The 12,745-nt window shown below is 68.7% G+C and carries 11 protein-coding genes; 1 reads left to right on the top strand and 10 read right to left on the bottom strand.

Translation table 11 applies throughout. The features are described 5' to 3' along the window. Positions 1 to 929 precede the first annotated feature (929 nt). A complete protein-coding gene (locus QFZ82_RS11100; RefSeq protein ID WP_307713016.1) occupies positions 930 to 1,733 on the top strand; it encodes a winged helix-turn-helix domain-containing protein in 804 nt (267 codons plus the stop codon). A 42-nt stretch (positions 1,734 to 1,775) separates the two neighbouring features. Here the strand turns inward: QFZ82_RS11100 and QFZ82_RS11095 are convergent, their stop codons facing one another. The 10 genes from QFZ82_RS11095 to QFZ82_RS11050 all read right to left on the bottom strand — a co-directional run bounded on the left by QFZ82_RS11095 (position 1,776) and on the right by QFZ82_RS11050 (position 12,595). Further along, positions 1,776 to 1,955, bottom strand: a complete 180-nt coding sequence (locus tag QFZ82_RS11095; protein ID WP_307713015.1) for a hypothetical protein — start codon at positions 1,953 to 1,955, stop codon at positions 1,776 to 1,778. Positions 1,956 to 1,996: 41 nt separating this feature from the next. Further along, entirely contained in the window at positions 1,997 to 2,542 is a 546-nt protein-coding gene (locus QFZ82_RS11090; protein WP_307713014.1) for a hypothetical protein, read from the bottom strand. Positions 2,543 to 2,564: 22 nt separating this feature from the next. Further along, positions 2,565 to 3,995, bottom strand: coding sequence for a flotillin family protein (locus QFZ82_RS11085; protein ID WP_307713013.1), 1,431 nt, complete (start codon positions 3,993 to 3,995; stop codon positions 2,565 to 2,567). Positions 3,996 to 4,046: 51 nt separating this feature from the next. Continuing rightward, positions 4,047 to 4,553 (bottom strand): hypothetical protein, encoded by a 507-nt coding sequence (locus tag QFZ82_RS11080; RefSeq protein WP_307713012.1) that lies wholly within the window; start codon positions 4,551 to 4,553, stop codon positions 4,047 to 4,049. 641 nt (positions 4,554 to 5,194) lie between these two features. After that, the gene (locus tag QFZ82_RS11075) at positions 5,195 to 6,703 is read right to left on the bottom strand and encodes a glycoside hydrolase family 32 protein (RefSeq protein ID WP_307713011.1); all 1,509 of its coding nucleotides are present in this window, start codon (positions 6,701 to 6,703) and stop codon (positions 5,195 to 5,197) included. A gap of 179 nt (positions 6,704 to 6,882) precedes the next feature. Then, positions 6,883 to 7,908, bottom strand: coding sequence for a LacI family DNA-binding transcriptional regulator (locus QFZ82_RS11070; RefSeq protein WP_307713010.1), 1,026 nt, complete (start codon positions 7,906 to 7,908; stop codon positions 6,883 to 6,885). Positions 7,909 to 7,945: 37 nt separating this feature from the next. Next, positions 7,946 to 8,854: a carbohydrate ABC transporter permease gene (locus QFZ82_RS11065; RefSeq protein WP_307713009.1), complete on the bottom strand. Its 909-nt coding sequence runs from the start codon at positions 8,852 to 8,854 to the stop codon at positions 7,946 to 7,948. Continuing rightward, positions 8,854 to 9,681: a carbohydrate ABC transporter permease gene (locus tag QFZ82_RS11060; protein ID WP_307713008.1), complete on the bottom strand. Its 828-nt coding sequence runs from the start codon at positions 9,679 to 9,681 to the stop codon at positions 8,854 to 8,856. Before QFZ82_RS11060 ends, QFZ82_RS11065 begins: the two co-directional genes overlap by 1 nt. Positions 9,682 to 9,785: 104 nt before the next feature. Continuing rightward, positions 9,786 to 11,126 carry an ABC transporter substrate-binding protein gene (locus QFZ82_RS11055; protein ID WP_307713007.1) on the bottom strand — a complete coding sequence of 447 codons (1,341 nt, stop codon included), beginning with the start codon at positions 11,124 to 11,126 and terminating at the stop codon, positions 9,786 to 9,788. A 38-nt stretch (positions 11,127 to 11,164) separates the two neighbouring features. After that, positions 11,165 to 12,595: a family 43 glycosylhydrolase gene (locus QFZ82_RS11050; RefSeq protein WP_307713006.1), complete on the bottom strand. Its 1,431-nt coding sequence runs from the start codon at positions 12,593 to 12,595 to the stop codon at positions 11,165 to 11,167. Positions 12,596 to 12,745: the final 150 nt, after the last annotated feature.

The raw sequence follows: 12,745 nt of genomic DNA, 5'->3' as shown, positions 1-12,745 counted from the left end.
AGGTGGCGTCAGGGAGTGTCAGCGGATCAGTTGACGCTTTTTTATTCGCTGAGTACGGTCCCCGAGTGCTAGCGTCGGCCTTTGCGTAGGGGTATCCGGTCGTGTCGTCCCCAACTCAGCCCAAGGTGATGGGAACGTTCGGCGACCCCGTCAATGGCTCGTGCACGGCCGAAGTCGATGCACCAACGTCCGCCGGCTGACCACCGACGGACATGACGGGGCGGTGACCCGCCGAGAGCTCTTCGTGGTACGTCCGACGCCGCACCGGTGTCGTACGGAAAAGTACAAGGGGGAATCACAGGCATGACATCCGCACCGCAGCCGGACGAATTCGACGCAGATCCGGTCTGTGCGGACAGCGTTGCCGGTGCTGCACAGGGTGTGGGGGCGGCCGACAGATCGATCGACTTCGGTCCAGGCTGTGGCGCGGTCGTGATGCACTCCGCCGGCAAGGAAGATCCGGGCGGACACAGCGGAGGCGCTCCGTCGCGTCGTCAATTGTGCCGGTGCCTCGCGTATCTCTCGGGTGGCCATCGTGGCTGCCGGACAGCGGCGAGTGATCGTACGTGGTTCGTCGCTTGCCACGTTCTTCGACGACTACCGTCCACCGGGGACACTGCCCGACACCTTGGCACCGGCCACGCCCGGTCCCGCACCACACAGACGTGGACCGGGCTGTAGCCAGTCGCCACTCGGGGTGGGTCACCTGCCAAGGCCGAGTCGTACTTGCGCTGCAGGGCTGCCCGGCTCTGCCGCGCGCGATCACCGAGACCACCCGGTTTCCAGCGGTCGGTACAGCCCAGCGCACCCTGACGGATCCGCGCCGTCCAGCACGGCTGGGCCACAGCCGATGCCTACGACACCACATGACCCACGAACCGCAAGGGTCGAGTTGAGGAGATAACGCATTGGTCTGCCTGCATCTCACGGTGGAAGACCTCTCTCGCATCCGCTTTGTCGGCTCCCTCGGGCCGGACCTCGAAGCCCGGTTCGCCGAGCTCAGATACGCGGACACGCGGCCGGACGAGTTCGCGGAGTGGCGCATGAAGGTGCGGAGAAGACTGCGCCGCGCGAGCACTCCCGGCGTGCCGGGTAGCGGGTTTCCGCGACGGGCGCCGGGAGCGGCACCTCACGCCGATGCCCGCAGCTTCAGCTCGGCGGCTGTAGTGCCCTTCTGGGGGCGCATACGGAACTACCTGGAACTGGAACGTGAGGCGCGCGGCCGCGCCGTCCTCTCCGGCGGTGTGGACAGTGTCCTCAACGCGCTGCACCCCTCTGTCAGTTGGCGTGCCCCGATTCTTTGCGTGGACAACGAACAGGAAGGGCAGAGAGCCGATCCCCTCGGGGAGGGCCTGGTCATCGCCCCGTCGCTGTTCGCGCCCGCGCCGATGGTCCTCGACACGGAGACGGGCGGACAGGGTGCTCCCGTCCTCGTCTACAACGTCACGCCCACCACTGACTCCGCGGCCGGACTCTGGCAGCAGCAGGAAGAGGACCGGACCGCTGCTCTGAGCGACCTCCTCGGGCAGACACGCGCGAACGTCCTGGAGTCCTTACGATCGCCCGTATCCATCAGTGAGATATCGCGCCGTCTCGACCTCTCTCACCCCTCCGTCAGCAGACATCTGGGCATCCTGCGCAGGTCCGGGCTGGTCGCGGCGGAGCGTCGGAACAACCTGACCCTGCATCGCCTGACCCACCTCGGCGAGGCAGTTCTCGGCCGGCAGGACTGAGCGCCTCGGCAGCGGGGCCGTGACCGCTGGCCGGCATGTCCGTCACGCGGCTGCCCGGGTGCGGGACGTGAGCCGGGGGAAGGCGTCTTTCCACACGGCGCGCACGGTGCGACCGACGAAGGTGCGCAGCACCGGCCAGATCTGGAGGAGCAGGTCTGATTGAGGTAGCGGGGGCTGGTCGTCGCGCATCCCCTCGTGCAGGACGGTGCGGTACAGGCCCATGCGCCGGCGAGGCGACCGCCGCGTATGCCGGGAGCCGTCGGTCACCACCTGCCGGCCTGGGTGCCGAGCTTCGCGAAGACGAGCGTCAGGCCGCCACCGCCCGCCGCGAAGAGGGCGAACGCCGCGAAAACGACCTGCTGGTCCTCCTTGCGCAGGGCTTCGTACTCGCTTCTGGTGATCTCGATCCGCCCGCGTTGGGGGTCGGAGGTGTCGATCGCGAAGTACCTGCCCCGGACGGAGTCTGCCCCCTGGAGGGAAGAGTCGTCGGCTCCGGCGCCGACGAGCAGCATGACTCCGGCCAGGCCCACGCCCGCGAGGAGCCCCTGGACTCGGCGGGGCAGGGAGCGCAGGGCACGCCACTGGTTTGCCTTGCTGCTCGCGAAGCGCATGTCTCGGAGTCCAACGGCGATGCTGCGGACGATCGTCGCCACGTGCAGCGGTACGAGCAGGGCGATGCCGATCCCGAGCAGCAGCCACTCGTTGGCGAACGGGGGCGGGAACGGGAGGGCGGCGAGGGACGCGGCGAGAAGTCCCGCGACGGAAAGGGAGAGTTGCGCCCCTGCGTGAATCTTGAAGCTGGTTCTCACCGCGTCCCCCCTTGCCCTTGTCCTAGCCGGTGATCTCGACCGGCGTGCTCGAGGACGCCGGAGCCGGAGCGGACTCGGGCGCCGGCTTCTTGCGCGTGATGCTTTGGAGCAGCGAGGCGAGGTCGACGCCGGTGGTGGAGGAGAGGAGTTCCATGCCCTGCGCGACGTTGTCGGCGACGGTACGGGACAGCTGGCTGGCACCGTCGGTGGAGATGACCGTCATCTTGTCGACGGCGGCGAGGGGTTCGGCGGCCTTGGCGACGACCTGCGGGAGGACCTCGACGAGCATCTGGAGGACGGCGGCGTCGCCGTACTGGGCGAAGGCGTCGGCCTTCTTCCGCATGGCCTCGGCCTCGGCGGAGCCCTTGGCGGCGATGGCGGCGGCCTGCGCCTCGCCCTCGATGCGTACGGCGTCGGCGAGGGCGGCGCGGTGGGCCTTCTCGCCCTCACCGGTCAGGCGGGAGCGCTGGGCGTCGGCCTCGGCCTGCTTGACCAGGGCGATGCGGCGTGCCTCGGCCTCCTGTTCGGCCTGGTAGCGGGCGGCGTCGGCAGGCTTGCGGACCTGGGTGTCGAGCTGACGGTCGGTCAGTGCCGCCTGCCGCTCGGCAACCTTCTCCTGCTCGGCGAGGATCTGCTGTTGACGGTCGGCTTCGGCGAGCGGACCGGCCGCATTCGCCTGGGCGGCGGCCTCGTCGGTCTGCGCCTTGATCTCGGCCTGCTTCAGGTAGAGGGTCCGCTGCGCGATGGCGATCTCCTCCTCCGCCTTGAGCCGGGCCTGTTCGGCGGCGCGGCGGGCGACGGCCTCGGCGATGTCGGCCTCCTGCCTGGCGCGGGCGGCCTCGGGGCGGCCGAGGTCCTCCAGGTAGGAGCCTTCGGTGGTGATGTCCTGGATCTGGAAGGCGTCCAGGACGAGCCCCTGGCCGGAGAGGCTGGCCTCGGCCTCTTCCGCGACCTGCCCGGCGAAGGCGGCGCGGTCGCGGATGATGTCCTCGACCGACATACGGCCCACGATGGAACGGAGCGCGCCGGACAGCACCTCCTGGGTGAAGCCGACGATGCCGTCCTGCTGCATCAGGAACCGCTGGGCGGCGGCCCGGATCGAGTCCTCGGTGCCGCCGACCTTGACGATCGCTACGCCCTCCAGGTTGGCCTTGACTCCCCGCAGGGTCACCGCGCCGCGCACGGCCACCGGGATGTGGCGGCTGGAGAGGTCGAGGGTGAACTTCTGCTGTACGAACGGCACGACGAAGACGCCGCCGCCGACCACGACCTTCTGGCCGCTGTTGTCGGTGAACACGCGACCGGTCTGCGGATCGGTGGCCTGCTTGCCGCGCCGTCCGGTGATGATGAACGCCTCGCTGGGGCCGGCGACCTTGTAGCGGGTGATGACGACGAGGGCGAGCAGGACGACGAGTACGACGATGCCCACCACAGCGGTGAGGACAGGGCTCATGAAGCGTTCCCTTGGTTCGAGCCGGGTTGAGTGAACTGAGTACGGCGGTGGTCAGCGTTCGACCGCGCGGACGACGACGGACGTCGCCGACAGGACGGACTCCACCCAGACCTCCGTGCCGCGGGCGACGGGTGCGGCGGATTTCGCCGCGTACTTCACCGGTTGACCGGCGAGGTACAGCAGCACCTCGCCGTACGCGTCCGCCGGGATCGCTGTCACCACCGAACCCGACGTGCCCGTCAGGTCCTCGCCCCTGGGTGCGGGCGCGGCACCGTCGCGCATGAGTGCCCGGCTGAACCTCCAGGTCAGCCAGGCGGCGCCGACCCCCGTGGCCACGCCCGCACCAGTGGCGGCCCCCGCCCCCAGGCCGGTGGTGCCGAGTGTGATCGCGCCGGTGAAACCCAGCATCGACACGAACCCGGCGATCACCGGCAACGACAGAAACCCGTCGAGCCCCCCGCCGATACCGTCGAGGACCCCCTCCAGTACCCCGTCGAAGACCAGGGACAGGACCAGCAGCACCAGACCCCCGATGCCGAGACCGAGAAACCAGACCATGTCCCCGCTCCTTCGGCTGCTGGGCCGCTTCCGCCGCCTGCGGCATCGTCGCATCGGTCGGCGCAGAAGGTCACTGCCGGACTCCGGCAATCTTTACGCGTTCTTGATGCCGCGTCGGCACGGAGACCGGCGCCGGGGCGTGGGGCGGCGGGCGAGACGACGGACAGGCCGAAGAAGACGAAGAAGACGGCGGCGAACAGGTCGCGGAGCGGGGTGAGCAGGGTGCTGGCCCCTTCGGCGATCGCCTCGCCTGCCTGCTCGCCGCAGCCGTCATCGGGACGGCTGTCGCCCGACTTGCCCACGCCCGCGCCGCCTGCCGCAGACGCACACACTGACCGCAGAGACCCGCACACCGCCTTGGAGAGTTCGACGTCGAGCACGTCGTGTGCTGCCATGGCAGCGGGTTCCCCGGGCACCGCTCCAACGGCCTGCCTTCGCATCGGGGCTGACGTTCGACGCCCGGATGTGAGGGTGGTGTCGTTGCTCTGCTGCATCGCTGATCGATCGAGTGTCGAGCAGTTGGGTGAAGCGCTGAACTGCTGCCGAGGGCCGGTGCCGGTATGGCACCGCGCCCTGCGGAAGGGTGTCCGCGGGCGGGCCTGCGTGAAGCCGGTTCGCCCGCGGACGCGTACCGGACGCTGTCAGCCGAGTTCCCTGACCGTGATGTTCGAGAACGTCGCGGCGCCGCCGTCGGCGTAGACGGAGATGCCGGTGTCTCCCGTCTCGAAGTACACCTGGTGGGACAGCACGGTGTGGCCGGCGTTGACGAAGACCTCGACGCTCTGCTTGTCGACGAGCACCTTCAGGTGGACCAGGCGGGCCGCCGGGTCGATGGGCGCGTTGCTCTGGGTGTAGGCGCCGAAGGTGTAGCCGGCGCGGTCGGAGGGCCCGCGGTCGACGTAGACGGAGCCCTGGAAGACGCCGATGTTGGTGTGGCGGGTGCCGTCCGCCGACTTGCCCACGGAGAGTCCGACGTTGTTGAGCTGCTCCCAGCTGATGTCGAGCTCGAGTTCGTAGGACGAGCCCCGGTACGGGAGGTCGACGCTGCCGGTGGTGGTGACGCTGTCGAGGTCGACGGTGCGGGTGACGCGGTTCCGGAGCGCCGGCACGGGCTGGGACAGCAGGCTGTACCAGCCGCCCGGCTGCCTGGCCAGCCCTAGTTCGCGGACGGCGGACATCTGGCCGTTGTAGCCGTCGCTGAGGTCGGTGGGCACCGTGCGGGCCGCGTAGTGCCAGTTGTTCATCCAGGCGATCGCGAAGCGGCTGGTGGTGGGGCTGGCGGCGTTGGGCCAGGTGACGGCCGCGTACCAGTCCCAGCCCCAGTCGAGCCACTGCGGATCGGTTCCGCCGGTGGTGAAGGACGTCCCGTTCCAGGTTCCGGTCCAGTAGGCGTACGTGTCGGGCAGGCCGCTGTAGTCGCCTTGCGTGCTGGCGGCGAGCACCCAGTGGCTGGTGCCGTCGTCGGCGGTCATCTCGAACAGGTCCGGGCATTCCATGCCGCCGATGTTGGGCGTGGTGTAGCCGAACGACGACTTGTACGTCCAGTTGATCAGGTTGTTCGAGGTGTAGAACCACATCGACTGCCACCTGCCGATGACCGCGACCCATTCGTTCCTGGCCGAGTCCCAGTGGATCTTCGGGTCCCGGAACCAGTCGTTGTGGTCCGGGTTGGATATGACCGGGGGCCCGTAGGCGGTGAAGGTGAACCCGCCGTCGGTCGAGTGGTACAGGTACTGCTCCTGGTCGTACCGGTCGCCGCCGGTGGGCTGGGTGGCGAGGACGACGACGGCGCCGGCGCCGAAGCCGGCGGTGTTGGCGGTGTCGACCACTCCGGAGCCGGTCCACACCGGGAAATCGGTCCCCATGGGGATGCCGACTCCCTGATCGGTGAAGGCCACGTTGTCCGTCGTCGTGGCGTGCTGCCACCAGCCGGGCGCGTTGTTCTCGGCGCTGTGCAGGTAGTACAGGTGGTAGGAACCGCCGGTGTGGATCGGCCGCTGCGGGTCGCAGAGCCAGCCCGAGGGCGGGGTCAGGTGGTAGACCGCGCGCTGTGAAGGCGCGGCCGCCGCGGTGGGGATGCGCGTGGTCGCGCCCACGACGGCGGCGGTGGTCAGGGCCTGGAGTACGGTGCGGCGGGACGGGTTCGGCACGGTGCGGGTCCTTCCTCGCAGGGATCGGTGCGATGGCACAGCCGACGGAGGACTGCTGGGCATGGCACAGCCGGCGGAGGACTTCCGGGCATGGCACAGCCGACGGAGGTCGGCCGGGGGTGGCACAGATGACGGGGAGGACGTTCGGTGACGGGGGACGGGGAAGACGGGGAAGACGTTCAGGCCGGTGCGGTGATGCTCACCGAGGAGCGGTGGACGGGCGGGCAGGCGACGACGACGCGGCCGTCGTCCGCCGCCGCGTCGAGGCCGAGCAGCACCCGCACGCCGACCTGGCCGAGCTCGTAGTGCGGAAGGGCGACCGTCGACAACGGCGGGCGCAGATGGGCGGCGATGACCTCCTGGTTGTCGAACCCGACCACGGCCAGGTCCTCGGGCACCCGGCGGCCGAGCTCCCGGACCCCGTCGTACACGCCCATGGCGACCCGGTCGTTGTGACAGAAGACGCCGGTCACCTCCTGGGCGAGCAGGGGGCCGACGGCGTCGAAGCCGCCCTCCTGCTCCGGCCGCGCGTCGACGACGAGCGCCGGGTCGAAGGGGACGCCGGCGTCGGCGAGGGCCTGACGGTAGCCCTCCAGCCGGCCGTCGTGGGCGGGTGAGGGCGTGGTGGTGTTGATGAAACCGATGCGTCGATGGCCTGCGGCCAGCAGCATCCGCGTCGCCTCGCGTCCGCCGGCGACCTCGTCCGGTACGACGGCGGGGACGTCGCTGCCCGAGGCGAAGCAGTTGACCAGGACGCAGTCGGTCTCGGACAGACCGGCGGGCAGCTCGACCTCGCGGTGGTACCACGCCGAGTACAGGACGCCGCGCACCTTGTGCTCCAGCATCATGGCGATGGCTTCCGTCTCCGCCGCTTCGTTTCCCTCGGTGTTGGCGACGAGGAGCACATAGCCGTGCCGCCACGCCTCGTCCTGGGCGCCGCGGATGATCTGTCCCGCGAACGGTGTCGACGCGATGACGTCCGCGACGAGGCCGATGAACCGTGAGCGGCCTTTGACGAGGTCCTTGGCCATCGCGTTCGGCCGGTAGCCGAGCTCCTGGATGGCCCGTTGGACTCTCTCCCAGGCGTCCTTGCCGATCCGTGCGCCCTTCTTGTTGTTGACGACGTGCGACACGGTCGACACCGACACTCCGGCTGCTTGCGCCACGTCACGCATGGTGACGGCTCGTGGTGTGCTGTCGTCCATCTCGTTCATCCTTTGTTCGCTCCGCTCTCGTCCATCGTCATCCCTTGTTCGCTCCGCTCTCCAGCCCGTAGATCATGGCCCGGTTGAGAACGAGGAAGACGAGCAGGAGCGGTGTCACGGTGACGCACACGGCGGCGAAGGTCGCCGTCCAGTCGGTCTTGCCCATGGCGCCGATGTAGTTCTGCAGGCCGAGAGGGATCGTCTTCAGGTCCTCCGACAGCACGAACGTGTTGGCGAAGATGAAGTCGTTCCAGATGAAGATGCTGTTGACCATCACCACGGTGACGATGGTGTTGACCGACATGGGCATCGTGATCTGGGCGAAGATCCGGTACGGGCCGGCGCCGTCGAGCGAGGCGGCCTCGTAGGTCTCGCGCGGTATGTAGCCGAAGAACGACGAGAAGAGGTAGACGGCCATCGGCAGCGAGAAGCCGGCCAGCGGGATGATCATCGACGGGTAGGTGTCCAGCAGGCCGATCTTCGTGTAGTCGATGAACAGCGGCACGAGGGCGATCTGCACCGGCACGATGATCCCGATGAGGAACAGGGCGCGCACCGCGTTGCTGAACCGGAAGCCGAGCACTTGGATGGCGTACGCGCCCATCATTCCGCACACCACGATCAGCACGTCGGCACCCGCGGTGACGATCAGGCTGTTCAGGATGTACGAGCCGAGGTCGCCCTGGTCGAAGGCCCGCGTGTAGTTGTCGAGGGTGAACGAGGTCGGCAGGCCGAACGGATTGCCGGAGGCGAAGTCCTGCTCGTCGCGCACGCTGGTGAGGAACAGCCACACCAGGGGGTAGACCTGCACGACGACCAGGACCGAGATGATCACCCGGGACAGCACCCGGTGGATGTTCGGCCGACGCCTGGCCGCCTGCGGTGCGGGAGGGCGCGTGTCCTCGGCCGGGGCGACGGGCGTGCGAGTGAAGGTCTGCGTGGACATCAGACGGCCTTCCGGCGGAGGACGAGCAGGATCAGACCGACGGCGACCAGACACTCGATCACGATGAACACCGACATGGCGCTCGCGTAGCCGAAGTCCGTGCTGGTGAACGCCGTCTTGTACATGTAGGTCGTGACCAGCTCGGAGGAGTGACCGGGACCGCCGTTGGTGAGGAGGTAGGGGATGTCGAAGCCCCGCAGGGCGTAGGTCGTGGCCATGATGGACGTGGTCGTCCACACGGGCCGGATGTAGGGGAATCGGATGCGGGTGAAGACCTGCCACTGGTTCGCCCCGTCGAGCCGGGCGGCCTCCTCGATCTCCTTCGGGACCGCGAGCAGGGCCGCGTAGAGGATGACCGTGTAGAGCCCGATGAACCTCCAGCCCTCCGGGGCGGAGACCGCGGCCAGCACGGTGTGCACGTCGGACAGCCAGGGGCGTGCCAGGCCGTCGAGGCCGACCGAACCCAGCAGCCCGTTCAGCAGCCCGACCGGCTCCATCGAGTAGATGCGCTGGAACAGGAACGCGATGGCGAGGGTCGAGATGACGGCGGGCAGCAGGTACAGCACCTTGACGACCTCACGGCCGCGGGTGAGGGACGCGAGGAGGGCGGCCGCGGCGAGGCCGCCGCCGAGCTGGAGCGCCAGACAGATGGCCACATAGCCGAGCTGGTTGACGAACGTCGTCCAGAACAGCGTGTCGCCGACCAGCATGTGCCGGTAGTTCGACAGCCCGACGAACTGCATCTCGGTGATGCCGTCCCAGGAGAAGAAGCTGAGCACCAGCGACTGCACGATCGGCAGCAGCACCGCGGCGCCGTAGAGGAGCAACGGTGGGAGCAGAAAGACTGCGACCGACAACTTGGAGCGGTTGGGAAGCATGGCGGCCTTTCGGGGCGGGGGTCCGGGGTTCCCGCGGACCCCGCCGACTGGGGTCACTTGAAGTACTTCGGCGCGTTCTGCCCGAGGGCGGCATCCATCGTCGAGGTGAACTCCGAGGGGGAGACGTCGCCCTGGACGAGCAGCACCAGTTCGCGCTGGAGCCGGGTGTTGGTGGTGGGGTCGAGCTGCGTGTCCCACGGCATCGCGAGCTCTTCCCCCACGGTGTCGGCCGCGGCGACCGCACGCGCGTACAGCGGGGTGGCGTTCGCGGGGACGGCGGTCTTCGCGTTCGTCGTGGGTGACAGCTCCCCGGTCGCGGCGTATGCCGCCGGGTACTTGGTGAGCGCGAACTTCAGGAAGTCACGTACGAGCGGGTCGTAGGTGCGGGCGTTGACCGCCATGCCGATGCCGGAGGGGGCGACGAACTCGTTGGCCGCAGTGGCCGATCCCGCCGTCGTCGGAAGCGTGAAGAAGTCGATGTCGTCCCGCACGACCGGATTCAGCTCGGTCGTCGCGAGACTGCCCAGCTCCCAGGTGCCGATGTTGTAGACCGCCGCTTTGCCGGAGGTGAACTGGTTCTGGGCGTCCGCGTACCCCGTGGAGGAGAACCCGTTCGCGAAGCAGCCGGCCCTGCCCAGGGAGCTCAGCCAGTTCACCGCCTTCTGACCGGCGGGATCGCTGAACTTCGCCTTGTTCCTCTTCAGTTGCTGCACATAGGACGGGCCGTCCGTACGGAAGGGCTGGTAGGCGGCGTACCGCTCCAGCGGCCACTGGTCCTGTCCGTCGAGCGCGATCGGGGTGACGCCCGCCTTGCGCAGCGCGGTGCACATGGCCGGGAAGTCGTCGAGCGACTTGGGTACGTCGATGCCCGCCTTCTTGAAGAGTGCCTTGTTGTACCAGAAGAACTCCAGCTGGTACTCGAACGGGATCATGTAGAGCGACCCGTCGTCGAAACGCTGGTAGTCCAGTGCCGCCTTCCGGTAGGTGTCGTGGACACCGAGGCTCTTCAGCAGCTTCGCGGCGTCCATCATCCGGCCCTGCGTGGCGAGCTTCCGGGCGAACGGCGTGGCGTCGGTGTCGAACAGCTCGGGCAGCTTGTTCGCCGCGGCGAGCGTCTCGTACTTCTGGATGTACGAGGGGCGGTCGGGGGTCGTGATCAGGTTCAGCTTGAAGCCAGGATGCTTCTCGGCGTACTCGTCGGCGAGCTTGTTCATGGTCTTGATGACCGCGCCGTCGACCGGGCGCGAGAGCAGCCACGAAATTTCCCGAGGCTCGATCCTGCCGGTGGGTTCCACGTCCGTGGGGTTGGCGCCACCGGTGCTGCCGCATCCGGTGAGAGTGAGGGTGAGGGCGACGAGTCCTGCTGCCCAGGCCGATCCGAGGGCCTTCTTCATCGGCTGATCTCCTTCGAACAGTTGCGCATCACTGCGGGTCACCGGGTGGTGGTGCGCCGGCGCACCTGGAGTTCACGGACCTTCACGGCGCCTTCGCCCGCGAAGATCCCGAGCCGGTCGTGGGTGTCGTCGTAGAGACGGGTGCTGAGGCAGACCTGGCGGTCGAGGACGACGACGGCGATGTCGCCTTCGACGATCACCTCGAGCGTGTGCGATTCGCCGCTGAGGTCGGCGGGCCGTTCGAGCTCGATCTCGAAGGGGACGTCACCGGAGATCTGCCACTGGGCGTCGCCGGTGGACCTGCGGGGCCACCGGTCGAGCACCATCCGCCCGCGCTTCGGTTCGAGACGGACGAGATACCCGTGGTCGCCGTCCTCGCTCGCCCGCAGCAGCAGGCCGCACTCGGTGGTGCCGGGATCGATGTCGAGCTCCGCGCGTACGTAGTACTGGGACGGCATCGGCTCGGTGCCGACGAGGCAGGCGAAGGAGTCCGATGCGTCGAGCGCGGTCGGCGCGATGCCGGTCGGGACCTCCTCCTGGAAGGTCTCGACGATCTCGGCGGGAAGGCAGAAGCCCAGCGTGCCGTCGGCGTTCTGGACCGCCTCCAGAACCGACAGGGTGCCGGCCCACTGCCAGGCGCCGTCGTCGGTGTCGCCCTCGCGGGTCGCGATCCATCCCGCGAAGAACCGGCGGCCGTCGAGCTCCGCGGATTTCGCGGCGTAGAAGGCGCGCCCGTCGACGGTGTCCCGGTCCGGCACCAGCCAGGGCCCGTCCGGACTCTTCGCCATGCGGTAGCGCGTGCAGAAGGAGTCGGAGAACTCGGAGTAGACGAGATACCACCAGTCGCCGAGCGCGAAGACCTCCGGGCACTCGTGGGTGATGTAGCGGCGCGGGTCCCAGAAGGGCTCGGCAGGCTCCCAGCTCACCAGGTCGGTCGACACGCACTGCGCGATGACGCCGCGCCGCCGCTCGGGGCCGGTCAGGTGCCGGGCGGCGATCAGCATCCGCCACGTTCCGCGGCGCTCGTCGTGGAAGACGAACGGGTCGCGCCAGTCGGCGGTCTCGTAGCCGTCCGGGGCGCCGAAGGTGTGCTCGGGGTGCTTCACCCACGAACGCATGCCGTCGGCGCTCGTGGCATGCATGACCAGCTGCAGCGGCTGCCCGTCGGCGCCTGCCTTCGCGGGGTTCTGGCCTGTGTAGAACAGATGGTGCACGCCGTCGGCGTCGCGGACGACGCTGCCGGTGTAGGCGTTGAAGTCGGCATCGTCGTCGGCGCCGTGCGCCAGAGCCACTCCGTGGTCGTCGAACCGCACGAGATCGCGCGTGGTGACGAGGGACCACGGGGTGCCGGGCTTGGGGGTCTCCCGCCGCTCGTGCAGATAGAAGAGCCACAGCTCACCGTCCTGCTCGAACGGTATGACATCTCCCACCCACCCGTCGGACGGCTGGAAGAACACGCTTTGCCGCACAGTGACTCCTCTGCTCAAACGTTTGAGCTGGAGCGTAAAGTCGCTGTAACACCTGGTCAAGCGTTTGAGCAGAAGTGGGTTCCGGCCGGATTCTGTGCCCACGGAGCCGGACTGCCACGGCCTCGTGCCGGTTCGGGCGCGCGACCTGCG

Origin of the sequence: Streptomyces sp. V4I23 (genome assembly GCF_030817975.1) — a bacterium.
Lineage (GTDB): Bacteria > Actinomycetota > Actinomycetes > Streptomycetales > Streptomycetaceae > Streptomyces.
This window is presented reverse-complemented; position numbering and strand designations above follow the sequence as displayed.

What these genes read in the sequence shown, in the direction of transcription:
- QFZ82_RS11095 (WP_307713015.1), bottom strand. Translation starts at nt 1,955, where the DNA reads ATGGGCCTGTACCGCACCGTCCTGCACGAGGGGATGCGCGACGACCAG.
- QFZ82_RS11085 (WP_307713013.1), bottom strand. Translation starts at nt 3,995, where the DNA reads ATGAGCCCTGTCCTCACCGCTGTGGTGGGCATCGTCGTACTCGTCGTC.
- QFZ82_RS11080 (WP_307713012.1), bottom strand. Translation starts at nt 4,553, where the DNA reads ATGGTCTGGTTTCTCGGTCTCGGCATCGGGGGTCTGGTGCTGCTGGTC.
- QFZ82_RS11070 (WP_307713010.1), bottom strand. Translation starts at nt 7,908, where the DNA reads ATGGACGACAGCACACCACGAGCCGTCACCATGCGTGACGTGGCGCAA.
- QFZ82_RS11065 (WP_307713009.1), bottom strand. Translation starts at nt 8,854, where the DNA reads ATGTCCACGCAGACCTTCACTCGCACGCCCGTCGCCCCGGCCGAGGAC.
- QFZ82_RS11055 (WP_307713007.1), bottom strand. Translation starts at nt 11,126, where the DNA reads ATGAAGAAGGCCCTCGGATCGGCCTGGGCAGCAGGACTCGTCGCCCTC.